The sequence below is a fragment of the Paenibacillus sp. DCT19 genome, assembly GCF_003268635.1.
Lineage (GTDB): Bacteria > Bacillota > Bacilli > Paenibacillales > Paenibacillaceae > Paenibacillus.
Window position 1 is genome coordinate 5,119,803 of record NZ_CP029639.1, and the last position, 25,878, is coordinate 5,145,680.

Here is a 25,878-nt window from a genome sequence, read left to right on the forward strand (position 1 = left end):
GTACAAGATAATGCTTGTTCCTCCGGTTCCGCAATAAACCACATTAGAAACCTTTGTCATTGTCATGAAGACCATATTGATCGAAAAATTCATCCCGGAAATCAAGCAGACGATCTTCCATAATGGCTTTACGCACGTTGCGCATCAAATTCTGCAAGAAATGAAGATTATGGATGGTCGTCAGACGCAAGCCAAACGTTTCATCCGCCTTGATTAAATGACGCAAATAGGCTCTGGAATAGTTACGACAAGTGTAGCAATCACATTCAGGGTCAAGTGGCCCAAAATCAGTTGCAAACTTGGCATTTCGAACTACAAGCCGTCCTTGGCTAGTCATCGTTGTTCCGTTACGGGCAATTCGCGTTGGAAGTACGCAATCGAACATGTCTACTCCACGAATCGATCCCTCAATCAATGCATCGGGTGAACCTACCCCATTAAATAACGTGGTTTGTTGGAAGGCAACAAAGGCACCGTATAATCCAACACGCCATACATTAAATGTTTCGGTTCTCCAACACTCAGTCCACCAATAGCATACCCCGGGAAATCCATGGAAGTCAAATCTGCCGCGCTTTGGCGGCGCAGATCTTCGTGCATTCCGCCCTGCACGATGGCGAACAGACCTTGGTCATGTGGACGGGCATGACTTTCCAAGCAACGCTCAGCCCAGCGGCTAGTACGTTCAAGAGATTTTTTCACATATTCATATTCTGCAGGGTATGGCGGACATTCATCAAATGCCATCATAATATCGGAACCCAGTGCGTTCTGTATTTCCATAGCCACTTCTGGGGACAAGAACTTTTTGTCTCCATTCAGATGTGAGCGGAAATTCACGCCTTCCTCTGTGATTTTACGCATTTCACTGAGAGAGAATACTTGGAATCCACCACTATCGGTCAGAATTGGGCGATCCCAATTCATGAATTTGTGCAAGCCACCAGCTTGACGAATAATCTCATGTCCGGGTCTCAGAAACAGATGATACGTATTACTCAGAATAATCTGCGCATCCATTTCCTTTAACTCTTCAGGACTCATCGTTTTAACGGTTGCTTGCGTGCCTACTGGCATGAACGTTGGTGTCTCAATGATTCCGTGAGGTGTATGTACACGTCCTAATCGGGCACCAGATTGTTTACAAGTTTTAATATGTTCGTACGTAATTGCTGCCATTGGTTTTAATCATCCTCTAAAAGTTAATCGTTAGACCTGTATTCGTGAATCAATTAATAGATCAACATTGCATCGCCAAAGCTGAAAAATCTATACTCTTGCGCAATAGCTTCCTCATAGGCGTGCATAATGTGTTCTCTACCTGCAAGCGCACTTACCAGCATGACCAATGTAGATTTCGGAAGATGGAAATTCGTCAGCATGCCATCAATAACCTTGAAGGTATATCCAGGATAGATGAAAATTTTAGTCCAGCCACTGCTCTCCTGCAATATCCCATGCTCAAATTTACTTCCTACCGTTTCAAGTGTACGACAACTTGTCGTACCTACGGCAAAAACACGATTCCCACGTTGCTTCGTTTCGTTAATGAGATCCGCCGTCTCCTGTGAGATAGAGTAATACTCCTCATGCATAACATGATCCTCTACCACATCTACGGACATCGGGCGGAATGTTCCCAGCCCCACATGAAGCGTAATGAAGGTTACGTTAACACCTTTTGCTCGAATCTGATCAAGTAGTGCATCTGTAAAATGAAGCCCAGCTGTTGGTGCGGCCGCAGACCCTTCATGCTTCGCATATACCGTCTGATAGCGTTCACGATCATCCAGTGTTTCTTTAATATATGGAGGCAACGGCATTTCACCGAGTCGATCTAAGATTTCCTGAAAGATTCCCTCATACGAAAATGTAAGCATACGCGCGCCCATTTCGCCTTCTTCGTCGATCACGGCTTTCAGTTCATCTCCAAAAACGATAACAGAACCGGCTTTCAGCTTTTTACCTGGCTTAACCAGTGCTTCCCAGCGATCACCTTCCACGTTTTTGAGAAGTAACACTTCCGCTTTGGCTCCAGTATCCTCTTTTGTTCCAAACAAACGAGCTGGCAATACCCGTGTATCGTTGAGCACAAGTGTGTCACCAGGCTGTAGAAAATTAATAATATCCGGAAACGTGTGATGGTTAACTTCACCGCTCTCCTTATTCAACGTAAGCAAGCGAGACGCTGTCCGATCAAGCAACGGCGTCTGTGCAATAAGCTGTTCCGGCAATTCAAAATCATATAAGTTCACATTCATGTTCAATTCATTCCTTAACAATAGTCGCATTTTGGTAATAGTGTTTCAATATTTCCTGGTAATCATACCCTTCATCTGCCATGCCTTTGGCTCCCCATTGTGACAAACCTAATCCATGACCATTTCCTTGGCCAATGAACATAAAGTTCTGTCCCTGAGTTACGGCTCTTGCCTGACCATCACCGCTCATGACAACAAGGGCATTACCGGAAGAAGTCCCTGTACCTGAGGCAGACAATACGGCCGCCCCTTGAGACCCGGTCTTACTCGCTGTATTCCCGTCAGCGCCTAATACAGTATAACTTCCAGTACCTGCAATATCAAATAAAGTACTAGGCAATCCACCTAGCGCCGAGCGGTACGTATCTGCATATTTAACAGTTAGCGCTTGTCCATTCGCACTTACTTCAAGTGCTCGACCAGAAGGTCCGCGCTTCGTGACTTCTAATGTTGAGATAGATGAAGGAACAGCCGTTGTTGTTTTACCTTGTAACGTTTTGACTAATTGAGCAGAGGTAAATGGCCCTCTCACCCAAGCGTAATCATTGGATTGCGCTACTTTTGCCAAAACAACGGCTTCGTTTCCTGGATTCATTTTGGCTACCGGCTCAACGGTAGATTGAATTAGCGGGATGGCACGAACATTCGTATTCTGTGCCGTAACGGTAACCTTGGAAAGACCTGCATCAGTTTTGGAGCTTAGCTCCTTCACATTGTCCTCACGGATATATCCACTGATGCCTGAGTTGAGCAGTACATGATACCACGTATGCAATCCAGCCTGCGCTGATGTATCTCCAGAGCTATCCACATTGGTGAAGACTCCTGCTCCCCCGTTCCAAACCTCGGAAGGATGTGCCGTTTGTCCACCCGCATTAGATGAGAACACAGCCTCTACAATTTTATCCCCACTTTTGACAACTTCTCCTGCCGTAGCATCCACTGCGCTGGTTACTTTATCATTCTCCGAATCAATGCCGTTATAGGCTTGACTTAGTGTAGTATCCACAACATTAGCAATTTGGAAGCGAGTGCCCTGTTGAAGAGCATAGGATCGAGCAGCAACTGCTTGTACTTTCAGAGCCTCTGCTGGCCAGGAGGAATACACCTCTGCTCCAACAACGGAGTACAAATATTGTTCTAGTGGAACGACATTCACTAAGGCCAAGTCACCATTTACGATACTTAGTTCCATATTCCCTCGATATGTCCGCTGGGAACGTTCCAACACTTTGATACCACTTCCATCTCCTTGTACCCAAGCTTTGGCTACCGTACCTGCAATCGTGTAGTGTACCGCGGTCTTAGGCGTGTCAAGGCTTAACCCTGCATCCTGCCGGATGATTAGAGCGGAGCTATTATTAGCTACAGGAGATAGACTGATACCAGCTGCTTGTGCCTCAACTGACTTTTTCACAGCAGTCAGCTCCGCATCTGTTACAGCTTCACCGACCCATACACTGTACCCCGAACTACCAGCGTCCAATGACAGTACGGTATAGGAAGTGACGCCTGATACTGAGAGAGAAGCTTGCGCCGCTTGTGCTTCTTGTAAGGAGCTATAGTTTCCAGTAGATAAATGTTTAGTTCCGGTTATGACTGGTTTCTGTCCACCCAATTGAGCTGCTGCAACTTTCTGAACACGAGCAACTGCTTGTCCAGCAAGTGCCTCTGTAGCATAGTTTCCGGTATAGAGCTGATACACCGTTTTGCCACTCACACTTGAGCTGAAGAGTAGCGGCTTATCGCTGGTTGGTTGCAATAATTTGGCTGCTGCCGCCGCTGTTTTGAAATCTGCTGTCTCCAACACCTTCACACGGAAACCATCCGCACTGAATCGAACCTGCCCAGCTGGAAGACTTACATTAGTACCCGTCTCAGATCCAACTGTCCAACTTCCATTAGATTCAAGAGTAATTAATGGTGTTGTTGATTTATATGTGCTTCCTAGATTTGCAAACATCGCAACCCGAATTAACTGTCCATCATTTTCTGCTGCATAAGCGGGTACCTGCAGACATCCTGCCATCAATACAGCAGCAGCCAAAACCTTTAACCGGCGACTCCATTTTTTATTTTGTATTGCTTTCCCCACGATCAAGCTCCTCTCCGCACTTTTCCTTGTGTATATAAGTTCAACTAAAAAGTTTAGTTGAACTTATATACATTATAGATACATCTATAAATTTTAAAATTCATTATATTTTATTAGCTGGTTGATGTACTAGAAGAGTGTCCTTCCCACTGCCCATCGCACTACTTGTTACTTTCCATCTCGTGGCGGAATCGGCAAACCTAAATGATGGTAAGCCATATCTGTAACAATCCGACCTCTTGGTGTACGTTGAATCATACCGATCTGCAATAAATAAGGCTCATAGACATCCTCAATCGTTTGACTCTCTTCACCAATCGTAGCTGCAATCGTATCCAGACCAACCGGGCCTCCCCGGAAGCTATTGATCATAGATTTAAGCATCTTATGGTCGATTTCGTCCAATCCTCTAGGATCAATCTGTAGACGTTTAAGCGCTTCTTCTGCTAATGCCTGTGTAATGACTCCATCGCCTCGTACCTGAGCGAAATCTCGAACCCGCTTCAATAAACGATTGGCAATCCTCGGCGTTCCACGGGAACGGAGGGCAATCTCTTCTGCAGCGTCTCCAACAATCTCAACCCCAAGAATCTCTGTAGAGCGAGAGACAATGTAGGCTAGCTCATCAACCGTATAAAATTCCAGACGGCTAATGACACCAAAACGATCCCGCAGAGGCGCAGACAGCAAACCAGCGCGTGTTGTAGCCCCAATAAGAGTGAACGGTGGTAGGTCAAGACGCACAGATCGCGCACTAGGCCCTTTACCGATCATAATATCCAATGCAGAGTCTTCCATCGCAGGGTACATCACTTCTTCAACTGTACGATGCAGGCGATGAATTTCGTCAATAAATAACACATCACCCTCCTGAAGATTGGTCAGCAATGCTGCCAGATCTCCTGGTCGCTCAATCGCAGGCCCTGACGTGGTGCGCAGGTTAACGCCCAATTCATTGGCAACGATGTTGGCAAGTGTCGTTTTACCGAGCCCTGGTGGACCATACAATAAAACATGATCCAAGGCTTCATTACGCATTTTGGCTGCTTCAATATATACTTTTAAATTTTCCTTAACCTGATTTTGTCCAATATATTCATTCAAATACCGGGGACGAAGACTCAGCTCAACAGCTTGATCATCCATCATCAGGTTAGCGGAAATAATACGCTCATCCATATTTATCCCTACCTTTTTAGTACGAGCCACTGTGCTGTCGTGGTGGTAAAGTTAGTTATCCAGTGAATAGCATTTGCAGTGCTCGTTTCATCAACACATCAACCGAATCCGCAGATGTAACATCTTTTTTCAACTTGAGCCATACTTTATCCAACTCGCTGTCTGTGTAACCAAGTGCTTTGAGACCATCACGTGCCTCATCCCAAGCAGAGCCGCTTCCTGCTTCTTCTGAAGGAGGGGCAAATAAACCTGTTGCATACGCCGCGGCACCGAACCCGTCCAGCTTATCCTTCAGATCCAAAATCATACGCTGAGCTGTCTTTTTACCGATTCCCGGCAGCTTGGTCAGGAACGTCAGATTCTCTTGGTAAATCGCTGTAACGACATGATCAGGCGTGCCTCCCGCCAAAATGCCCAGGGCAACTCGTGGTCCAATACCGGACACCTCGATCAACTTACGAAACAAGCGCTGTTCTTCTCTTGTAACAAAACCATATAGCAACATGGCATCTTCACGCACGTGATGATGGGTGTAGACCATGATCTCACCTTCTTGCTTCGCGAACGCATACGGATTAGGACAAAATACACGATAGCCCACACCTTGAACATCAAGCACAATATATTCATTCTCCACATGCACGAACTGTCCTCTAAGAAAATCAATCATTTTCGCAATACCTCATTTAACTTAGAATTTAATGTATATGAATGTGCATGACATACAGCTACTGCTAACGCATCTGCTACGTCATCTGGCTTGGGAATCGCCTGTAAACGCAGAAACATTTTGACCATCTCTTGCACTTGACGTTTCTCCGCCTTGCCGTATCCTACAATCGCCTGTTTAATCTGCATCGGCGTGTACTCAGCAATAGGTAGCCCTTTCTGTGCAGCCGCCAAGACCATTACCCCTCTGGCCTGACTGACGGACATCGCTGTTGTAACGTTCCGATTGAAGAAAAGTTTCTCCAGTGCGACTGCATCTGGCTTATATTTATCGATGAGCTGCACCATGCCCTCATATACGTGAAGCAATCGTTCCTCTTCAGGTGTATGTGCCTCTGTCTGAATGCAGCCATATTGTACAGGAACCACTTTACTACCGATCTTATCCACAAAACCAAACCCAACAATCGCAATTCCCGGGTCTATCCCCAAAAAACGCAAACCCATCTCTCCCTTACAATAAAGCGAACATATGTATCGTTCATTTCATTATAACAAAAAGATAGACCCTGCGGCAGGAAACTTTGACTACATTTTAATCCTCAAACAAACTACCCCTCACTCTCCTATCGAGCCATAGAAAACACTGTCGTTTAGCCTTTATCGATGTAACAAAACATATTCCAATCCTTCGGTGCCCAAAGTAGATCAAGGCCTAGAATATTTTCAGACCAGTAGTGTATCACGCTGTTCCATAGGCGAACTTATTTCCCCAGGATCACTCAACACACGACAAAAAGGACATCTTTTCGATGCCCTCCTCCAGCAAACTCATATCCCGTCTTAGATTTTATGCTGTTCGAAATTTATTGGAGTCAGCCACCATTTCGAATGACTTCTTCCGTCTCTCGATCAATCGCATAGTCACTAAATGTCGAAATCACACTGTTATACTCATCTTTATCCTGTACTCGGATTCCTTGCTGCAGCTGCTCCCATACTCCTTCAGGCAGAGAAGACTCAAGTGACCCAACATCCATCTGAAAAAAAGTACGGATTACTTTGTCTTCTGCAGGGCGACCTTCGTACAGATTTAGATTACCCAAAGCATCTATGCTAATATAAGCCTGCTCTTTGCATAGAGGAGAAAGGTCGTCAACGTGTTGCTTAACCCGTAATGCATCTGCTGCAACTTCTGCATCCCATTCAGGATGTTGAATTAACAATACTTCGATTTGCGAAGCTGTCATTTTGCCTAATTGCTCTGTCTCGACTCCACAGACATAGTGGACTTCCAGTACAACAGCAGTTAAATCATCAGGCGCATTAGATACTAGTTGTTTAAGTATGGCTTGTACCTCTGCTTCTGAACGTTTCTCTTCTATAGGAGCTGCCCCCATAACAGTAACGGTCTCACTAAAATTAGTTGTTAATAAACGTTGAATGTGAGAGGAGATGGACAGTCCACTATACGCCAGTAATGTTACAGCCACTAAAGCTAGACTCATCCATGCAGTTCGTTTCCAACGTCGCCAACGTCTCTTCCATTGTTTCTTTAATTTAAACGTGTTCACGTGAACCCCTTCTATCACTTTTTTAAAACTAGTGTGACCGAAAGGGTTATCGTTTATGCACAATCAATTCTGCATTTAAACATCACTTACACAAATACAAAAAGAGACTATCCTATTATAGATAGTCTCTTTTCTCAGATCGGGATGACACGATTTGAACATGCGACCCCCTGGTCCCAAACCAGGTGCTCTACCAAGCTGAGCTACATCCCGTTATGTATACCGGCGAGAGGACTCGAACCTCCACGGTTTCCCACTCGATTTTGAGTCGAGCGCGTCTGCCATTCCGCCACGCCGGCATATAAAGTTATAATGGCGCGCCCTGAGAGATTCGAACTCCCGGCCTTTTGATTCGTAGTCAAACGCTCTATCCAGCTGAGCTAAGGGCGCAAATTGGAGCGGAAGACGGGAATCGAACCCGCGACCCTCGCCTTGGCAAGGCGATGCTCTACCGCTGAGCCACTTCCGCATACGGTAAGGTGTAGACAAAAACAAAATGGATTCTCATCCCTGAAGCATAAACTTAAATGGCGGAACCGACGGGATTCGAACCCGCGATCTCCTGCGTGACAGGCAGGCATGTTAGGCCAACTACACCACGGTTCCAAAATAAAAAATTGCGGGGGCAGGATTTGAACCTGCGGCCTTCGGGTTATGAGCCCGACGAGCTACCGGGCTGCTCCACCCCGCGTCGTTAAAAAAAGTATATATGGTGGAGGCTGAGGGGATCGAACCCCCGACCCTCTGCTTGTAAGGCAGATGCTCTCCCAGCTGAGCTAAGCCTCCATCTATATGACCCGTAGGGGATACTCTCACTTCGTTCGAGACTGCGATGCAGTGCTAACGAAGTTTATCCTCCGACGAACCTTTGGGATTCTCATCCCTTGTTGAAGCAATAGAAATTGCTATGACCCGTAGGGGATTCGAACCCCTGTTACCTCCGTGAAAGGGAGGTGTCTTAACCCCTTGACCAACGGGCCTTAATGGCTCCCCGAACAGGGCTCGAACCTGTGACAACTCGATTAACAGTCGAGTGCTCTACCAACTGAGCTATCAGGGAATAACATACATTTACATAAGTAAATGTAATTCATCGTACAATGTATACAAGTAAAACTTGTACCTATGTAAGAAAAATTTGCTTGGCGGCGTCCTACTCTCCCAGGACCCTGCGGTCCAAGTACCATCGGCGCTAGAGGGCTTAACGGTCGTGTTCGGGATGGGTACGTGTGGAACCCCTCCGCCATCGCCACCAAACGCGTAGCTTACATCTCAGAGTGTTGTTCTCTGAAAACTAGATTCGAAACGAAAGTCTGCGATTTAAAACGTGCTAATTGGATAAGCCCTCGACCGATTAGTACTGGTCAGCTCCATGCATTACTGCACTTCCACCCCCAGCCTATCTACCTCGTCGTCTTCAAGGGGTCTTACATACTGGGAAATCTCATCTTGAGGGGGCTTCACGCTTAGATGCTTTCAGCGCTTATCCCGTCCGTACATAGCTACCCAGCGGTGCTCCTGGCGGAACAACTGGTACACCAGCGGTACGTCCATCCCGGTCCTCTCGTACTAAGGACAGCTCCTCTCAAATTTCCTACGCCCACGACAGATAGGGACCGAACTGTCTCACGACGTTCTGAACCCAGCTCGCGTACCGCTTTAATGGGCGAACAGCCCAACCCTTGGGACCTACTTCAGCCCCAGGATGCGATGAGCCGACATCGAGGTGCCAAACCTCCCCGTCGATGTGGACTCTTGGGGGAGATAAGCCTGTTATCCCCAGGGTAGCTTTTATCCGTTGAGCGATGGCCCTTCCATGCGGTACCACCGGATCACTAAGCCCGACTTTCGTCCCTGCTCGACTTGTAGGTCTCGCAGTCAAGCTCCCTTATGCCTTTGCACTCTTCGAATGATTTCCAACCATTCTGAGGGAACCTTTGGGCGCCTCCGTTACTCTTTAGGAGGCGACCGCCCCAGTCAAACTGCCCACCTGACACTGTCCCCGCACCGGATTACGGTACCAGGTTAGAACCTAGATACGATCAGGGTGGTATCCCAACGGTGCCTCCACCGAAGCTGGCGCTCCGGCTTCAAAGGCTCCCACCTATCCTGTACAGATCGTACCCAAATTCAATATCAAGCTGCAGTAAAGCTCCATGGGGTCTTTCCGTCTTGTCGCGGGTAACCTGCATCTTCACAGGTATTAAAATTTCACCGGATCTCTCGTTGAGACAGCGCCCAAGTCGTTACGCCATTCGTGCGGGTCAGAATTTACCTGACAAGGAATTTCGCTACCTTAGGACCGTTATAGTTACGGCCGCCGTTTACTGGGGCTTCGGTTCACAGCTTCGGATTACTCCTAACCGCTCCCCTTAACCTTCCAGCACCGGGCAGGCGTCAGCCCGTATACTTCGCCTTACGGCTTCGCACAGACCTGTGTTTTTGCTAAACAGTCGCTTGGGCCTTTTCACTGCGGCCCCCTCGTGCTATTCACACTACCGGGGCACCCCTTCTCCCGAAGTTACGGGGTCATTTTGCCGAGTTCCTTAACGAGAGTTCTTCCGCGCGCCTTAGAATTCTCTTCTCGCCTACCTGTGTCGGTTTGCGGTACGGGCACCATCACCTGGCTAGAGGCTTTTCTTGGCAGTGTGAGATCATGACCTTCGCTACTGTAATTTTCACTCCCCATCACAGCCCAGCCTTACGATGTGCGGATTTGCCTACACATCAGCCTCACTGCTTGGACAGACATCCATCCGTCTGCGTCACTACCCTACTGCGTCCCCCATTGCTCATAACGGCTTACGGTGGTACAGGAATTTCGACCTGTTGTCCTTCGACTACGCCTTTCGGCCTCGCCTTAGGTCCCGACTTACCCTGAGTGGACGAGCCTTCCTCAGGAACCCTTAGGCTTTCGGCGGATCAGATTCTCACTGATCTTTTCGTTACTCATACCGGCATTCTCACTTGTATAATGTCCAGCGCTCCTTACGGTACACCTTCAACCCTTATACAACGCTCCCCTACCCCTGATGCAAGCATCAAGCCATAGCTTCGGTGGTGTGTTTAGCCCCGTTACATTTTCGGCGCAGAGTCACTCGACCAGTGAGCTATTACGCACTCTTTAAATGGTGGCTGCTTCTAAGCCAACATCCTGGTTGTCTGTGCAACTCCACATCCTTTCCCACTTAACACACACTTGGGGACCTTAGCTGATGGTCTGGGCTGTTTCCCTTTTGACAATGGATCTTAGCACTCACTGTCTGACTCCCGGAAGTAAGTCTATGGCATTCGGAGTTTGACTGAGCTTGGTAACCCTTGCGGGCCCCGCACCCAATCAGTGCTCTACCTCCACGACTCTGTTTTCCGAGGCTAGCCCTAAAGCTATTTCGGGGAGAACCAGCTATCTCCGAGTTCGATTGGAATTTCTCCGCTACCCCCACCTCATCCCCGCACTTTTCAACGTGCGTGGGTTCGGGCCTCCAGTGCGTGTTACCGCACCTTCACCCTGGACAGGGGTAGATCACCCGGTTTCGGGTCTACGTCCACGTACTACATCGCCCTATTCAGACTCGCTTTCGCTGCGGCTCCGGCTCTTCACCTTAACCTTGCACGGGAACGTAACTCGCCGGTTCATTCTACAAAAGGCACGCCATCACCCCTAAAACGGGCTCTGACTTTTTGTAAGCACACGGTTTCAGGTTCTATTTCACTCCCCTTCCGGGGTGCTTTTCACCTTTCCCTCACGGTACTGCTTCACTATCGGTCGCTAGGAAGTATTTAGCCTTGGCAGATGGTCCTGCCGGATTCATACGGGGTTTCACGTGCCCCGCACTACTCGGGATCCGTCTCGGAGGGAACAGACTTTCAATTACAGGGCTTTTACCTTCTTTGGCGGGCCTTTCCAGACCTCTTCGTTTAACCGGTTCCTTTGTAACTCCATGTGAGACGTCCCACAACCCCAAAGAGCAAGCTCCTTGGTTTGGGCTGTTCCGCGTTCGCTCGCCGCTACTGACGGAATCACTATTGTTTTCTCTTCCTCAAGGTACTTAGATGTTTCAGTTCCCCTGGTATGCCTCACACTAACCTATGTATTCAGTTAGGTGTAACTGGAAATTACCCCAGCTGGGTTTCCCCATTCGGACACCCCCGGATCAAAGCTTGCTTACAGCTCCCCGAGGCAGTTTCGTTGTTCGCCACGTCCTTCATCGGCTCCTAGCGCCTAGGCATCCTCCGTGTGCTCTTAGTAGCTTAACCATTCGCTCGTGTTCGAGCTGTCGCTCCGCTTGGTTTGGACTACGTCCAAATCCAAAAGTCGCTCCATTTCGATCACTCGCTCCAGCAATCTACCGTTTTTATTGAAACTTGTTTACACAAGTTCAGCTAAAAAGGAATGTTCTAATTCGCATTTACTTTCGTTTCGATATCTAGTTTTCAAAGAACAAGCTCCATGCAAAAGCAAGCTGTTTGAGAGTTTGAGCTCTCAAAACTGAGCAACGAGTGAGTAGTTTGCAGCGAAGCTGCATATTTGAATGTTTCCGCTACGGGAAACGATTCTCCATAGAAAGGAGGTGATCCAGCCGCACCTTCCGATACGGCTACCTTGTTACGACTTCACCCCAATCATCTATCCCACCTTCGGCGGCTGGCTCCTTGCGGTTACCCCACCGACTTCGGGTGTTATAAACTCTCGTGGTGTGACGGGCGGTGTGTACAAGACCCGGGAACGTATTCACCGCGGCATGCTGATCCGCGATTACTAGCAATTCCGACTTCATGCAGGCGAGTTGCAGCCTGCAATCCGAACTGAGACCGGCTTTGTTGGGATTGGCTCCACCTCGCGGTTTCGCAGCCCGTTGTACCGGCCATTGTAGTACGTGTGTAGCCCAGGTCATAAGGGGCATGATGATTTGACGTCATCCCCACCTTCCTCCGGTTTGTCACCGGCAGTCTATCTAGAGTGCCCACCCGAAGTGCTGGCAACTAAATATAAGGGTTGCGCTCGTTGCGGGACTTAACCCAACATCTCACGACACGAGCTGACGACAACCATGCACCACCTGTCTCCTCTGTCCCGAAGGAAAGGTACATCTCTGTACCGGTCAGAGGGATGTCAAGACCTGGTAAGGTTCTTCGCGTTGCTTCGAATTAAACCACATACTCCACTGCTTGTGCGGGTCCCCGTCAATTCCTTTGAGTTTCAGTCTTGCGACCGTACTCCCCAGGCGGAATGCTTAATGTGTTAACTTCGGCACCAAGGGTATCGAAACCCCTAACACCTAGCATTCATCGTTTACGGCGTGGACTACCAGGGTATCTAATCCTGTTTGCTCCCCACGCTTTCGCGCCTCAGCGTCAGTTACAGCCCAGAGAGTCGCCTTCGCCACTGGTGTTCCTCCACATATCTACGCATTTCACCGCTACACGTGGAATTCCACTCTCCTCTTCTGCACTCAAGTCACCCAGTTTCCAGTGCGATCCGGGGTTGAGCCCCGGGATTAAACACCAGACTTAAATGACCGCCTGCGCGCGCTTTACGCCCAATAATTCCGGACAACGCTTGCCCCCTACGTATTACCGCGGCTGCTGGCACGTAGTTAGCCGGGGCTTTCTTCTCAGGTACCGTCACCTCAGGAGCAGTTACTCTCCTAAGCGTTCTTCCCTGGCAACAGAGCTTTACGATCCGAAAACCTTCATCACTCACGCGGCATTGCTCCGTCAGGCTTTCGCCCATTGCGGAAGATTCCCTACTGCTGCCTCCCGTAGGAGTCTGGGCCGTGTCTCAGTCCCAGTGTGGCCGATCACCCTCTCAGGTCGGCTACGCATCGTCGCCTTGGTGAGCCGTTACCTCACCAACTAGCTAATGCGCCGCAGGCCCATCCTCAAGTGACAGATTGCTCCGTCTTTCCAATTTCCTTCAGGAGAAGAAAACAAATATTCGGTATTAGCTACCGTTTCCGGTAGTTGTCCCAAGCTTGAGGGCAGGTTGCCTACGTGTTACTCACCCGTCCGCCGCTAACCATCAGAGAAGCAAGCTTCTCTTCAAGTTCGCTCGACTTGCATGTATTAGGCATGCCGCCAGCGTTCGTCCTGAGCCAGGATCAAACTCTCCAATAAAGTATTGAAAAGAGCGATTAGCTCATTTTGAATCTGACGAGATTAAAAATCTCATTTATGCTTCGAAATCATCCAGTCCGAAGACATGTACTGATTTCTTAGCGTCGATCTTGCAAGCAAGATCGTTACTCACTCGTTGTTCAGTTTTCAAAGATCAAACTTTATTGCGTCAGCGCTGCATTTCAGCGGCGACTTAAATAATATATCATATCCGCGAATCCAATGCAACACCTTTTTTATAATTTATTAATTTGGTAGATTCAGTATCCTCTATACCACATTAACTACAAAAAAGCACATCGTCATCACGTATTCATTATACTATCATACTTACAACACAGTTTCCAATTGTTTTACATTTTCCTTCAATTTTTTTATACATACACTTCAGTATAGTTAGATGCATGACACCGCTTCTATAATGCAGACTCACTCAAAGTAATTATCGACGGCATAGTCAAAGAGAGCCAACCCGTAACGGTTGACTCTCAATTCGTACTAAATCCAACACTTTATCTCAATATTTGCTACCGCACTTATTGCTGTATCCAGGGGTTACGACGGCTCTTTGCTGAGCTGCGTTTATTGGTTTGCGTTTTGCGAGTTTCAGCTTCTTTGGAAGATACCGATACTTTTGAAGTACTTTTGCCTGCTGACTTGGCAGTTCTTCGTTTCGCTACCCCGCTTTTCCCCGTTGTTTGTTTCGCCTTGCCACCACTGTTGTGACTTTCGTTATCTTCTACATTAGTATGATTAAGATTAGCTTCCTCAAGTCCACCTTTTTTACCACCCGTATGCTCTTGAGATGGATAAAGTTCACCAAAAGCGCCTAACGGAGATGGCGGCACCATATTTTGTGATGGATACGGATTTTGATAGGCGTACTCAACAGGTTGATACGGAACTACCGATGGAGCCATATTGGGATGCCCACCGTATGGACTGTACATCCCCCAAGCAGGATCGTTATATCCTGGAGATACATGGCCGTAATGTGATCCATGCATATGTCCTCCGCATCCACATGGTGGATAAGGAAGTACCGAATATGGCGAGATAAATGGCGGCTGATTCATGGAATGCTCAGGAGCGAATGAAGGAAACGGACTATTCACCTGTGCAGAAGGCGCTATCGGATATGCATTATTACCCACCGCAGGAGCAGTATTCGGCATCATATTGTTATGATTAAAATCCGGTTCATTATTAGTTGATAAGTGTTGCGCCTCATATGGATTGATTTCCGTTATTCCAGGGAATCCAGCATTGTTACTATACCCAGCAATATACGTTGCTTGTTGCGTCGTATACACCTCTTGTGCGGGTACAGGAACCTGAGTATACGGATATTCGGCTGGCGCATGGTGAAGCTTACTTCCACAACCACATGGAGATTTGGTAGCAGGTGACACCTCAACTGGCGCTTTTGTATTCGGGATGGCTGGTAGAGGCATAATCTCAGGTGACAAATTCGGCATGGTGTACTTTGGCGCTTCTGGAAGAGGCTTTACTTCTGCAATTGGCGCAAGGTTTTCTTTTTTCTCCACTTCCTTGGCTGGCTTAACTTCTGGAATCTCAGGTAATTGAGGTAGCACTTCCAGCTCTGGCATTACATTAGGTACGGGATTAGCCGGTTTAGGCGTTGGCGCAGGTTGTTCATTGATTGGTTCAGGTACAACCGGTGTAGGCGGTGGTGATGATGGTAGTGGAGCTTCTGGTTTTGCTGGCTCCTCTTTTACACCTGTATGTTCTTTTCCTTCAGGAGAAAGTTTTTCATGAGCTGCAACATTACTTGCTCCGTTCTCCGATCCTGTGTTCCCCTGAACTTGCATGGAAGGAATGTATACTGTCTCCCCCACCAGAAGTGCATTTGGATTTTTCAGTTGTGGATTGGCATTAATCATATCCTTCAGCGGGACACCCCATGCCTGCGACAACTTCCACAATGAATCTCCTTGCTGAACTTTATGACTGTGCAATACTCCCTCAGGTTTGGGTGTTACAGGCGCAGCAGGAATCTTTACCTTCATCCCAATATCCAGCTTATCCGGATTGCTGATTTGCGGATTGGCCGCAATAATTTTGTCGAGCGCCACATTATATTTTTGGGACAGCAGGTACAATGTGTCGCCTTTTTTCACCATGTGTATTTTCACTGGGAACTAACCTCCTAGACGTGATACTTGGGCAGTACATTCGCCCATACCGTTACTACATCCTATGCAGAAACTAGGCTAATGACATCACCTAAACAAAAAAAATCCTTCTCTCTTCAAAAACCGCATACTTTGGGGTATGACGATCCCTGATAGATCAGAAGGATTTCACGTTCTATATTCAGCTATATTCGTTGTTTAGGCTTACCAAACTTTGTATCCGTCTTTGTCCACAATTTGTCGGAACGCTTCAAGAAGTTGCAATGTTATCGGGCCAGCAACCCCTGAACCGATGGTTCTTCCATCAACCTCATAAGCAGCGATAACTTCTGCAGCCGTACCTGTGAAAAAGACCTCGTCCGCGATGTATACATCATGGAGGGTAAACGGAATCTCTTTCAGCTCAATGTTCAGCTCACCACATAGATCAATAATTGCCTGACGCGTAATGCCTTCCAGAGCACCAAGGTAACAAGGTGGTGTGTAGACGACCCCATTTTTAATAATAAAAATGTTATCACTAGAACCTTCTGTTACATAGCCTTGGGAGTTCAACATGATCGCTTCACCAGCACCTGCATAGTTGGACTGAATTTTGACAAGTACGTTATTAAGATAGTTCAACGATTTAATTTTGGGATTAAGTGCATCCGGAATATTACGACGTTGGGAGACAGATACAGCTTTCAAACCAGTAAGATACGCTTCTTCTGGATAGATGGCCAGTTGCTCCACAATAATAATGACAGAGGCTTTTGGACAACGCAGTGGATCCAATCCTAAGTTACCAGGACCCCGCGAAACAATCAAACGAATATAACCATTACGCATATCGTTACGACGCACCGTTTCAGCCATCACGTCTAACATTTCTTCATAAGACAGAGGGATGTTTAGATTAATGGATTTTGCTGAATCATACAGTCGATCCAAATGCGCCTTACATCTGAAAATGTTTCCGTTATAGATTCGAATACCTTCGAAGATCCCATCTCCATACAAAAAACCATGATCGTATACCGAAACTGTTGCGTTCTCCTTGGTCACAAATTGACCATCCAAATAAATCCATTGCTCTGACATGGATGACTGCACCTCCGTTAAATGTCCTAATCCTTCACTCTCGAAAAATATCATCAGTCTCACTGTATTGTACAACAATTGACAAGCATTAACGTGTGAGATTTACCCTTTTTTTAGCTCCTATCTCTATTAATCCAGCCCATATTAGGTTGTCTTCAAAGACGGATAAGTAAAACAAGGATAGCTGCCAAGGACACGCACCTGGCAATTCAAAGCCTCAATCTCTGCCATCGCTGCAGTCAGCAGCACAGAATCAACAGCTTCTTTTACATCAATATAAAAATAATAACTGCCAAGCCGCTTCTTCGTTGGACGCGATTCAAGCCTGGTCAGATTCAGCTTACGCCAAGCAAACGCGGACAACACCTGATGAAGAGCACCCGGTGCATCCTCAGGTAATGTAACCAATAGACTTGTCTTTACATGATCCGGCTCACGAGGAATCTGAACAGGTTCATGACCAATCAAAACAAAACGAGTGTAGTTATTATCATGATCGGTAACTCGCTCAGCCATAATATCCAAGCCATGCTTCTGAGCAGCCAATCTTGTACCAATCGCAGCCCAGCCTTTACCTGGGTTCTTCTTAACCAGCTCCACCGCTTCGGCTGTACTGTTTACACCCTCTAGATCCGCATCAGGGGAATGTGTACGAATGAAGTTCTGGCACTGCGGGATAGCCACCGGATGTGACATGAGCTTAGTAATTTTACCAAAATCATATCCACCCTCTTCATTCCTGAACTCCGAGCCATGTCCGATGACATTCTGAATCGATGGGTATACCCATTCGGCTTGCATCGCAATATCCACTTCATTAACGAGCCAGTCCATATGTAGACTAACCGAGCCTTCAATCGTATTTTCGATTGGAATGACGCTATATTGAGAATTCCCGCTATCCGTCGCACGGAAAACATCTGAAATGAGTTTGGAGTGAAGCAATTCTAACGGTTCACCATTAAACAGGAAATCGACTGCTTCATGGGAGACTGAACCTTCTGGCAATACTGCAATTCGTTTCATGCATTAACGTCCCCTTTAACTCTGTGCAAAAAAGGTGTTTCGTCTTGATCAGGCAACACCGTGACACCATCCAGATCCGGATCAAGCCACATCGCTGTCGCTGTGATGCCTTCACGCCCCATGGTATCGATTAAATATTGCTCAAGTTCATTTTTTCGTTGACTATGGCGATCTACAAAGGTAATGACAGTTGGACCAGCACCACTCAATGCAGCACCAAGCGCTCCGTGATCTACCGCATGCTCCAAAATCTCTGCCATCCCTGGAACTAATGAAGCTCTGTAGGGTTGATGCAAACGATCAGACATCGCTTTATGAATCATATCTAACCGGCCACTCGACAGTGCAGCAACCAAAAGAGAAGACCTGCTGATGTTGTGCACAATATCAGACATGCCGAACTGCTGTGGAATGATACCTCTCGCTTTGGTTGTGGATAGTTGAAAGTCCGGGACAATGACAAGCGCCTCTAAATCCTGTGCCGGCTCAATGCGAATATGATCTACATGATGTCCATCCCAGGCCGCTGCGATAATGCCGCCATACAAGGAAGCACCCACGTTGTCTGGATGTTTCTCTAGCGATGTAGCCATATCCAGAAGCTTCGCGTCCGATAAAGGTGTACCAATTAACGCATTAGCTGCGGCCAGAGCACCGACAATGGCGGATGCACTACTTCCCAAACCACGTGTCAGTGGAATATTGGACAGCATGGATATCTCCAGTTCAGGAACGGAGACTCCTGCTTCATTGAATACCATCTGTGCAACCTCATAGATCAGGTTAGATTTATCCGTAGGTAAACCAGTTAGATGATCTCCATGCAGATGAAAGCTCGTCTGCTCAGCTGGTTTCATCTCAAGCCAGGCATATAAAGATAAAGCCATACCCAGGGTATCAAACCCTGGGCCTAAATTTGCTGTACTTGCAGGTACTTTGACTGTAACTTTTTGTTTCAAGCTCATACGGATTGTTGCTCCAGTTGTGCAATTGCCGCCATAACCGCTTCTTCAGTATCTTCCACGACAAGTGGTTCCGTTGCTACTGTTTTGATCGCGATATTTGGATCTTTCAAGCCGTGACCTGTCAATACACAGACAACAGTCTCTCCACCTTTAAAGTATCCTTCTTGTTTCAATTTATATACTCCTGCCACTGAAGCAGCAGATGCAGGTTCGGCAAAGATACCCTCACGAGCCGCAATAGTGCGGTATGCTGTCAAAATTTCTTCATCGGTTACATAGTTGATCTGTCCACCGGACTCTTCAGCTGCAGCAACCGCTGTTTTCCAGCTTGCTGGATTACCAATTCGAATAGCTGTAGCCACAGTTTCAGGTTCCAGGATCGGTTCACCTTTAACGATAGCCATAGCACCCTCAGCCTCAAAACCAACCATACGTGGCAAGGAATTCGATTTACCGGCCTCTTTGTATTCTTTGAAGCCTTTCCAGTATGCAGAGATATTCCCCGCATTACCCACAGGAATCGCCAATACGTCAGGAGCTTGACCCAATTGATCTACCACTTCGAACGCAGCTGTCTTTTGTCCTTCAATACGGAACGGATTGACAGAGTTTACAAGCGTGATAGGATGTTTGGCAGTGATCTCACGGACAATCTCCAGGGCACGGTCAAAGTTACCATTGATCGCAATGACTTTAGCTCCGTAGATCATAGCTTGAGCAAGCTTACCCAGAGCGATGTTGTTATTCGGAATCAACACGATACAATTCAATCCACCGCGAGCCGCATAGGCAGCAGCAGCAGCAGACGTATTACCTGTTGAAGCACACATGATCGTGCGGCTTCCTTCTTCCATTGCTTTTGCTACAGCCATAACCATACCACGGTCTTTGAATGAACCACTTGGATTCAAGCCTTCGTATTTGAAATATAAGTTCAAGCCAAGTTCTTTGGACAGATTCTCTGCATGAACCAGAGGTGTATTTCCTTCCTGCAGCGTAAGCATAGGTGTGTTTTCATTAACCGGAAGGTATTCTTTGTAAGTTTGCAATAGTCCTTGATATCTCATTGTAAGTAAGCTCCTTTGTCGTTTAAAGTTCCAATTTGGGTTCTATATAGGTTCAACCAAAGAATGTTTACACTTGCCACTCCGATGACAGAATAACCTTCCGATCGCTGTTATCCCCAGATTTTTTTGAATCCCTTTCTAAAAGGGGAAATCCGGGGATAAAGGCGAACGCTCCGCTTCTCCATGTTATTTCTGTCCTCTCCGTTCTCGTGTAAAAAGTTTAGTTGAACCTATATACATTCACTAAATATAGAACATTACATTTATTGTAATTCGATGCTGAATGTTAGCCTTCAACTCGGTATACACTCTTAATTCGGCGAATAACGTTAAGTGATTCGAAGTGCTTAAGCACCTTGTCCATGCTGGCCTTGCTTGCATTATGGGTAACAATAATGATCTCGGCATCAGGGTTAGTCTCATTAGGCTGCTGAACAACCGATGCTAGACTCACCTCATACTCTGCAAAAATTTGCGTGATTTGCGCCAATACTCCTGCCTTATCGTCTACATGCAACAAGATGAAGTTCTTTGACAAAATCTGTTCGTCGCTTTGTAGTCTTTTAGGTTTATAAGGCACGATCGCTTTTAGACCATTTACGCCAAGCTTTAAGTTTTTGATGACGGCCACAATGTCAGCTACTACAGACGTTGCTGTAGGAAGCTCCCCTGCTCCTGCACCATAGAACATCGTCTCACCTACCGCTTCACCATGAACATAAACGGCGTTGAATACCCCATTAACGGAGGCAATCGGATGATTTTGTCTAACCATCGTAGGCTGAACACTAATCGTGATCTCATCATCTTGACGATCAGCAATACCGAGTAGCTTCATTTCATATCCAAGTCTTCTAGCATACGTAATATCTTCACGAGTCACGGATGATATACCGCGGACTGTCACATCCTGCAGCTCAACATTGGTACGAAAACCTAAAGTACTCAATATCGCCATTTTACGAGCGGCATCAAGTCCCTCTACATCTGAGGTTGGGTCAGTCTCTGCGTAACCAAGTGCCTGAGCCTCTGCCAAAACCTCCTCATATGAGGCGCCTTCCTGGCTCATTTTAGTCAAAATATAGTTCGTTGTCCCATTCACGATCCCCATAATTCGGGTTATTCGATCCGACGAAAATCCCTCAATTAGTGTACGGATGATTGGAATCCCACCAGCTACGCTGGCTTCATAAAATACGTCACATTGTTTCTCCTGTGCCTTCGCCAATATCTCCGAACCATGCAGAGCCATCAGATCTTTGTTCGCTGTTACAATATGTTTGCCACGCTCCAGCGCTTCAAGAATGTACGCTTTTGTCTGATCAATGCCACCCATAACTTCAACGATAACATCGATATCGGGGTGTCGAATAACTTCCCAAGGATCCTCTGTGAGCTTCGCACGATCAACAGGAATAACGCGATCTTTCTCCGTATTCTTTACAGCAATCTTCTCTATAACAATGGGAGAGCCGACCTGACTACTCAGATCTTCCTGGTTCCCCTCCACGATGCGGACGACCCCTGTACCTACAGTTCCCAAACCCAACAATCCTACTTTTACCGGTTTCACTAACGACATACCCCCTATATCTCTTCTTGCTGTCACCTCTGTACATTTATACATTTGAACAACTTGTTCAACTATATTGAACGTTATGAAGATAACGTCTCGTTAACCTTGACCTACAATGCGGGTTCGACGAACGCCAGGCATTTCTTGCATTTGCTCCAACATGTCTCCAATCTCTCCGTGAAGATGCGATGTTTCTACCGAAATAACAACGTTCGCTCTTCCTTGAAGAGGAATACTCTGATTAATGGTAAGAACGTTAGCACCATAACCAGCGACATGTCCTAATACACGAGACAATATGCCAGACTGATGCTCCAGATCAATGGAAATGGTAACGATTCGTTCTCGCTCCAATTGATTGATCAGATGAATGCCGTCCTTGTATTTATAAAAAGCACTGCGGCTTAATCCAACCTGCTCTACGGCTTCATGCACCGTTTTGACATCTCCCGAAGCAAGAAGCTCTTTCACTTGCATGGTCTTCACAACAGCTTCAGGCAAAATGTCCTCACGTACCAAGTAATAGCGTTCGTTCACAGAACGTCCTCTCCTCAAAGACTCATGTATTCATATAGTGGACATTATATAGGATGTGGCGCAAAAGGGCAATACATTACATGTCTATTTTTGAAAATATGTTCCTCACAGTATACAGCTTATCCTACTTCCATGTTAGTAAAAAAACAAAAAAGCACAGAGCTGCGGGTTGTTACCCCACTACTCTGTGCAATTATTTAAATCACCTTATGCATCAAATCAACGTGAATGACGCTTAATAGTAACTGCTGCTCTCAACGAATTCAAATTCAAACTCGCCAATACGTACAATCGTACCCTCTTCTGCACCACGTTTACGCAACTCATCATCCACACCCATATAACGCAATGTACGCGCAAGTTTGAGAATTGCCTCGTGGGAGTTCAGCTGCATACGTTTCATCATACGTTCAATTTTGGCACTTTCAACAATGAAGGTATCATTCTCACGTACGATACGGAAGCCTTCATCCTCTTTTTTGTCCAAACTAAACACTTTACGTTCCGAAATATCTGCTACTTCTTCCACAACCGGTTCATCCGGGATCTGATCCAACAGATCAGCCGCGCGGTACAACAGCTCTTGAATCCCTTGGCGAGTAAGCGACGAAATTGGCATAACTTCAATATCCGGCTTCACTTCACGAACCTGCTGCAGGAACTTCTCTAGATTCTCTGCAGATTCCGGCATATCCATTTTGTTTGCTGCCACGATCTGTGGTCTCTCAGCCAATGTAGGATTGTAGAGTTTTAATTCATCATTGATTTTTTGCCAATCTTCAAAAGGATCGCGTCCTTCCGAACCAGACATGTCAACCACATGCACAATGATACGTGTACGTTCAACATGGCGTAGGAACTCATGTCCAAGTCCGACACCTTCATGTGCACCTTCAATAAGTCCTGGCAAATCCGCCATAACGAAACTGCGACCTTCACCAACACCAACCACACCCAGATTAGGTGTTATCGTTGTAAAGTGATATGCACCAATCTTCGGCTTGGCTGCCGAAACGACAGACAGCAATGTTGATTTACCAACACTCGGGAAACCAACAAGCCCCACATCTGCCATGACTTTAAGTTCAAGCACGATGTAACGCTCTTCGCCTTCTTCACCGTTCTCAGCAAGTTCAGGCGCTGGATTCTTCGGAGTGGCAAAACGAATGTTACCCCGACCACCTCGGCCACCCTTGGCAACAACGACTTGCTGACCATGACGTGTCAGATCTGCCAATACTTCCCCGCTGTCCTCATCAACAACGATTGTACCCGGCGGGATACGAACAATCATATTCTCCGCATTGGCACCATGTTGACTTTTGTTCCGGCCTTTTTCACCACGAGGAGCCTTGAAGTGTCGTTGGTACCGGAAATCCATTAATGTCCGCAAACCTTCATCCACGCGGAAAATGATGTCAGCTCCTCGGCCTCCATCCCCCCGGCAGGTCCGCCGTTTGGTACATATTTCTCACGACGGAACGAAACAATTCCGTCCCCCCGTCTCCGGCTTTCACATAAATCTTCGCTTTATCTACAAACATTGGTTAACCCCTTCTTCCTATATTCCACACGGCATTCGGAATTGTATAAACGTATCCTCAGACGGAAGCTGCTCCGTCCTGACTTTTTTCCCTTTAAGTACAGCCTCAAGATGCCGCACTGTTTCTGGATCGGGTGTTTGATCCCCGTCCAATCGGACGACCACATCTCCATGATCCTGTCCAAAGCTCAAGGTCAGTTTGCGAACCTCTCCCCAAGACGACCGGCCGCCGCCAAATTGATAGGCTCGAATTGCATCAGCAATCGCCCCTGTAAGTGACTCGCCATCCTCGGGAGAAACCAGAGCATTAAGCTGCAACTCTTCCTCAACTTCAACATGCAATTCCAATGCAACTCCACTAGCTCGAAAAGATTGCAGGTAAAACACGAGTGAAGGAATACCTAATTTCGAAATTCGGCTTTCCTCAGTAACTCGTTCCTTTATTCTTTCCACACATTGCACTGATTTATCAAGTTTGCCTAGTCGAAGATATCCATACAATACCTGAAGATCGTTCATCCAGTCATGCCGATGATGATTTAATGATGCGATTGCTGTTTTTTCCATAGATTGTACAATTGTTCTGCGTTCTGCCTCCGCTTGTCTGTTCATCCAATAGAGCGAAACCACCAGCACTGCAACGGACCACAACGCACATACAATACCTGAAATGACTGATGGATACAGCATAACGAAAACCAAAGGAATCAGAAGCGAACATGCCGCAATCCACGGCACTCTTTTCCAAGATTTCATGGCTTCTCCCCGTTCTACACTAACTCGGCTAATTTAACCCCACCGTATCCAAGTATAACATGTCTTTTCTGTCAGTTCATTAGCGATTACTCTTAAAATACAAAAAGCCTCCGGCAAAAATGCCGAAGGCTCCTTAGGCGGAATGCCGATATTATGCTTCTACTGTAGCTGCTACTGGAGCAACGTCTACAGGATAGATGCTTACTTTTTTACGATCGCGTCCCCAACGTTCGAATTTCACAACGCCGTCAACTTTCGCAAACAAAGTGTCATCTTTACCGATACCCACGTTAGTACCTGGGTGGATTTTCGTTCCGCGTTGGCGAACGAGAATGCTACCACCAGTTACTCTTTGGCCGTCAGCACGCTTAACGCCAAGGCGTTGTGCATTACTGTCACGTCCGTTCTTCGTGGAACCTACACCTTTTTTCGATGCGAACAACTGAAGATTTAATTTCAACATGATTGGTTTTCCTCCTTCTTAAATTATTTGGATTGCTCTATCTTAATATACTTTCCGTATGACTCTGCAATATTAGAGAGCATAACTACCATGGATTCGAGTAACAATTGTACCTGAGCAAAAGTTTCCTCTCTTGGGAGCGAAGGTAAAGAACCACTTAAAAAGCCATTCTTCATTTTGGTATCCATCTCGACACCAGTCAATGCCTCAATCGAGTTAACTGTACCTACTGTAACAGCAGATACCCCGGCACATACGATATCTTCTCCCCGTTTGGCAAAATTAGCATGCCCTTGGATCGAGAAGCGTTCGATGCTCCCGTCCTCATTACGAAAGATTTGAACGATAATCACTTATCGCACCTACCTTACGCTTTGATTTTTTCGATAGTTACTTTAGTGTACGGTTGACGGTGACCTTGCTTCACATGGTAGTTCTTTTTCGGTTTGTATTTGTATACAACAACCTTTTGACCTTTGCCATGTTTCTCCACTTTAGCCGTTACAGTAGCTCCGGAAACCAACGGTGTACCTGCTGTCAAACCTTGATCGTTAGATACAGCCAGGACACGGTCGAACGTTACGCTTTCGCCATCGTTCGCAGCCAATTTCTCGATGAACAGAACATCGCCCTCTTGGACTTTGTACTGTTTACCACCTGTTTCAATAATTGCGTACATTTGCCTTGCACCTCCTCATGTCTCAGACTCGCCCGGTCTCAGGTGACAGCTCCTCGCGGAACCATTCTTGTACCCGGCCAGTGCGGTTACAGCATGTGCAAGACCGAATAGGCTAAACACATACTTGAAGAT

17 protein-coding genes, 9 tRNA genes, 3 rRNA genes and 2 pseudogenes are annotated in these 25,878 nt (G+C 46.7%); all 31 read right to left on the reverse strand.

Going from position 1 to position 25,878, the window contains the following annotated elements:
• Positions 1-43 precede the first annotated feature (43 nt).
• Positions 44-1,179: pseudogene (gene tgt, locus DMB88_RS23385) on the reverse strand (tRNA guanosine(34) transglycosylase Tgt).
• 53 nt (positions 1,180-1,232) lie between these two features.
• Positions 1,233-2,261 carry a tRNA preQ1(34) S-adenosylmethionine ribosyltransferase-isomerase QueA gene (gene queA, locus DMB88_RS23390; protein ID WP_128103281.1) on the reverse strand — a complete coding sequence of 343 codons (1,029 nt, stop codon included), beginning with the start codon at positions 2,259-2,261 and terminating at the stop codon, positions 1,233-1,235.
• Positions 2,262-2,268: 7 nt separating this feature from the next.
• The gene (locus DMB88_RS23395; protein ID WP_128103282.1) at positions 2,269-4,356 is read right to left on the reverse strand and encodes a SpoIID/LytB domain-containing protein; all 2,088 of its coding nucleotides are present in this window, start codon (positions 4,354-4,356) and stop codon (positions 2,269-2,271) included.
• A gap of 168 nt (positions 4,357-4,524) precedes the next feature.
• Positions 4,525-5,535: a Holliday junction branch migration DNA helicase RuvB gene (ruvB, locus tag DMB88_RS23400; RefSeq protein ID WP_056701201.1), complete on the reverse strand. Its 1,011-nt coding sequence runs from the start codon at positions 5,533-5,535 to the stop codon at positions 4,525-4,527.
• Positions 5,536-5,590: 55 nt separating this feature from the next.
• Positions 5,591-6,205, reverse strand: a complete 615-nt coding sequence (ruvA, locus tag DMB88_RS23405; RefSeq protein WP_056701199.1) for a Holliday junction branch migration protein RuvA — start codon at positions 6,203-6,205, stop codon at positions 5,591-5,593.
• Complete coding sequence (gene ruvC / locus DMB88_RS23410; protein WP_056701196.1) at positions 6,202-6,705, reverse strand: crossover junction endodeoxyribonuclease RuvC; 504 nt, start codon at positions 6,703-6,705, stop codon at positions 6,202-6,204. Before ruvC ends, ruvA begins: the two co-directional genes overlap by 4 nt.
• 374 nt (positions 6,706-7,079) lie before the next feature.
• On the reverse strand, positions 7,080-7,778 hold the full coding sequence (locus tag DMB88_RS23415; protein WP_128103283.1) for a BofC C-terminal domain-containing protein: 699 nt from the start codon (positions 7,776-7,778) through the stop codon (positions 7,080-7,082).
• Positions 7,779-7,917: 139 nt separating this feature from the next.
• Positions 7,918-7,991 (reverse strand) — tRNA-Pro (locus DMB88_RS23420).
• A 7-nt stretch (positions 7,992-7,998) separates the two neighbouring features.
• Positions 7,999-8,077, reverse strand: a tRNA-Leu gene (locus DMB88_RS23425).
• Between the two features lie 14 nt (positions 8,078-8,091).
• A tRNA-Arg gene (locus DMB88_RS23430) sits at positions 8,092-8,168 on the reverse strand.
• 4 nt (positions 8,169-8,172) lie between these two features.
• Positions 8,173-8,247: transfer RNA gene (locus DMB88_RS23435), tRNA-Gly, on the reverse strand.
• A 59-nt stretch (positions 8,248-8,306) separates the two neighbouring features.
• A tRNA-Asp gene (locus DMB88_RS23440) sits at positions 8,307-8,384 on the reverse strand.
• 11 nt (positions 8,385-8,395) lie between these two features.
• A tRNA-Met gene (locus tag DMB88_RS23445) sits at positions 8,396-8,469 on the reverse strand.
• A 19-nt stretch (positions 8,470-8,488) separates the two neighbouring features.
• Positions 8,489-8,564, reverse strand: a tRNA-Val gene (locus tag DMB88_RS23450).
• 122 nt (positions 8,565-8,686) lie between these two features.
• A tRNA-Glu gene (locus DMB88_RS23455) sits at positions 8,687-8,758 on the reverse strand.
• 4 nt (positions 8,759-8,762) lie between these two features.
• Positions 8,763-8,838: transfer RNA gene (locus DMB88_RS23460), tRNA-Asn, on the reverse strand.
• 80 nt (positions 8,839-8,918) lie between these two features.
• Positions 8,919-9,035 (reverse strand): 5S ribosomal RNA (rrf, locus tag DMB88_RS23465).
• 77 nt (positions 9,036-9,112) lie between these two features.
• A 23S ribosomal RNA gene (locus tag DMB88_RS23470) occupies positions 9,113-12,035 on the reverse strand.
• Positions 12,036-12,342: 307 nt separating this feature from the next.
• Positions 12,343-13,895, reverse strand: a 16S ribosomal RNA gene (locus DMB88_RS23475).
• The 16S, 23S and 5S rRNA genes sit together here with 9 tRNA genes alongside, the layout of an rRNA operon.
• Before the next feature lie 536 nt (positions 13,896-14,431).
• Positions 14,432-16,051: a LysM peptidoglycan-binding domain-containing protein gene (locus DMB88_RS23480; protein WP_128103284.1), complete on the reverse strand. Its 1,620-nt coding sequence runs from the start codon at positions 16,049-16,051 to the stop codon at positions 14,432-14,434.
• Between the two features lie 204 nt (positions 16,052-16,255).
• On the reverse strand, positions 16,256-17,134 hold the full coding sequence (gene ilvE / locus DMB88_RS23485; RefSeq protein WP_128103285.1) for a branched-chain-amino-acid transaminase: 879 nt from the start codon (positions 17,132-17,134) through the stop codon (positions 16,256-16,258).
• 144 nt (positions 17,135-17,278) lie between these two features.
• Positions 17,279-18,160 carry a prephenate dehydratase gene (pheA, locus tag DMB88_RS23490; protein ID WP_128103286.1) on the reverse strand — a complete coding sequence of 294 codons (882 nt, stop codon included), beginning with the start codon at positions 18,158-18,160 and terminating at the stop codon, positions 17,279-17,281.
• A complete protein-coding gene (gene thrB / locus DMB88_RS23495; protein WP_128103287.1) occupies positions 18,157-19,125 on the reverse strand; it encodes a homoserine kinase in 969 nt (322 codons plus the stop codon). The genes pheA and thrB overlap by 4 nt, the downstream gene beginning before the upstream one ends.
• Complete coding sequence (gene thrC, locus DMB88_RS23500; RefSeq protein WP_056697925.1) at positions 19,122-20,192, reverse strand: threonine synthase; 1,071 nt, start codon at positions 20,190-20,192, stop codon at positions 19,122-19,124. The genes thrB and thrC overlap by 4 nt, the downstream gene beginning before the upstream one ends.
• 286 nt (positions 20,193-20,478) lie before the next feature.
• Entirely contained in the window at positions 20,479-21,765 is a 1,287-nt protein-coding gene (locus DMB88_RS23505) for a homoserine dehydrogenase (RefSeq protein WP_128103288.1), read from the reverse strand.
• A 102-nt stretch (positions 21,766-21,867) separates the two neighbouring features.
• Positions 21,868-22,305, reverse strand: a complete 438-nt coding sequence (locus tag DMB88_RS23510; protein ID WP_128103289.1) for an ACT domain-containing protein — start codon at positions 22,303-22,305, stop codon at positions 21,868-21,870.
• A 235-nt stretch (positions 22,306-22,540) separates the two neighbouring features.
• Positions 22,541-23,849 (reverse strand): annotated as a pseudogene (gene obgE, locus DMB88_RS23515) (GTPase ObgE).
• A 17-nt stretch (positions 23,850-23,866) separates the two neighbouring features.
• Positions 23,867-24,604 (reverse strand): Spo0B domain-containing protein, encoded by a 738-nt coding sequence (locus DMB88_RS23520; protein WP_128103290.1) that lies wholly within the window; start codon positions 24,602-24,604, stop codon positions 23,867-23,869.
• 151 nt (positions 24,605-24,755) lie between these two features.
• A complete protein-coding gene (gene rpmA, locus DMB88_RS23525; RefSeq protein WP_128103291.1) occupies positions 24,756-25,067 on the reverse strand; it encodes a 50S ribosomal protein L27 in 312 nt (103 codons plus the stop codon).
• A gap of 23 nt (positions 25,068-25,090) precedes the next feature.
• Positions 25,091-25,420 (reverse strand): ribosomal-processing cysteine protease Prp, encoded by a 330-nt coding sequence (locus DMB88_RS23530; protein WP_128103292.1) that lies wholly within the window; start codon positions 25,418-25,420, stop codon positions 25,091-25,093.
• 14 nt (positions 25,421-25,434) lie between these two features.
• Positions 25,435-25,746: a 50S ribosomal protein L21 gene (gene rplU, locus DMB88_RS23535; protein WP_128103293.1), complete on the reverse strand. Its 312-nt coding sequence runs from the start codon at positions 25,744-25,746 to the stop codon at positions 25,435-25,437.
• Positions 25,747-25,878: the final 132 nt, after the last annotated feature.

What these genes read in the sequence shown, in the direction of transcription:
- ruvA (WP_056701199.1), bottom strand. Translation starts at nt 6,205, where the DNA reads ATGATTGATTTTCTTAGAGGACAGTTCGTGCATGTGGAGAATGAATAT.
- rpmA (WP_128103291.1), bottom strand. Translation starts at nt 25,067, where the DNA reads ATGTTGAAATTAAATCTTCAGTTGTTCGCATCGAAAAAAGGTGTAGGT.
- thrC (WP_056697925.1), bottom strand. Translation starts at nt 20,192, where the DNA reads ATGAGATATCAAGGACTATTGCAAACTTACAAAGAATACCTTCCGGTT.
- ilvE (WP_128103285.1), bottom strand. Translation starts at nt 17,134, where the DNA reads ATGTCAGAGCAATGGATTTATTTGGATGGTCAATTTGTGACCAAGGAG.
- queA (WP_128103281.1), bottom strand. Translation starts at nt 2,261, where the DNA reads ATGAATGTGAACTTATATGATTTTGAATTGCCGGAACAGCTTATTGCA.
- ruvB (WP_056701201.1), bottom strand. Translation starts at nt 5,535, where the DNA reads ATGGATGAGCGTATTATTTCCGCTAACCTGATGATGGATGATCAAGCT.
- pheA (WP_128103286.1), bottom strand. Translation starts at nt 18,160, where the DNA reads ATGAAACGAATTGCAGTATTGCCAGAAGGTTCAGTCTCCCATGAAGCA.
- rplU (WP_128103293.1), bottom strand. Translation starts at nt 25,746, where the DNA reads ATGTACGCAATTATTGAAACAGGTGGTAAACAGTACAAAGTCCAAGAG.
- thrB (WP_128103287.1), bottom strand. Translation starts at nt 19,125, where the DNA reads ATGAGCTTGAAACAAAAAGTTACAGTCAAAGTACCTGCAAGTACAGCA.
- DMB88_RS23520 (WP_128103290.1), bottom strand. Translation starts at nt 24,604, where the DNA reads ATGAAATCTTGGAAAAGAGTGCCGTGGATTGCGGCATGTTCGCTTCTG.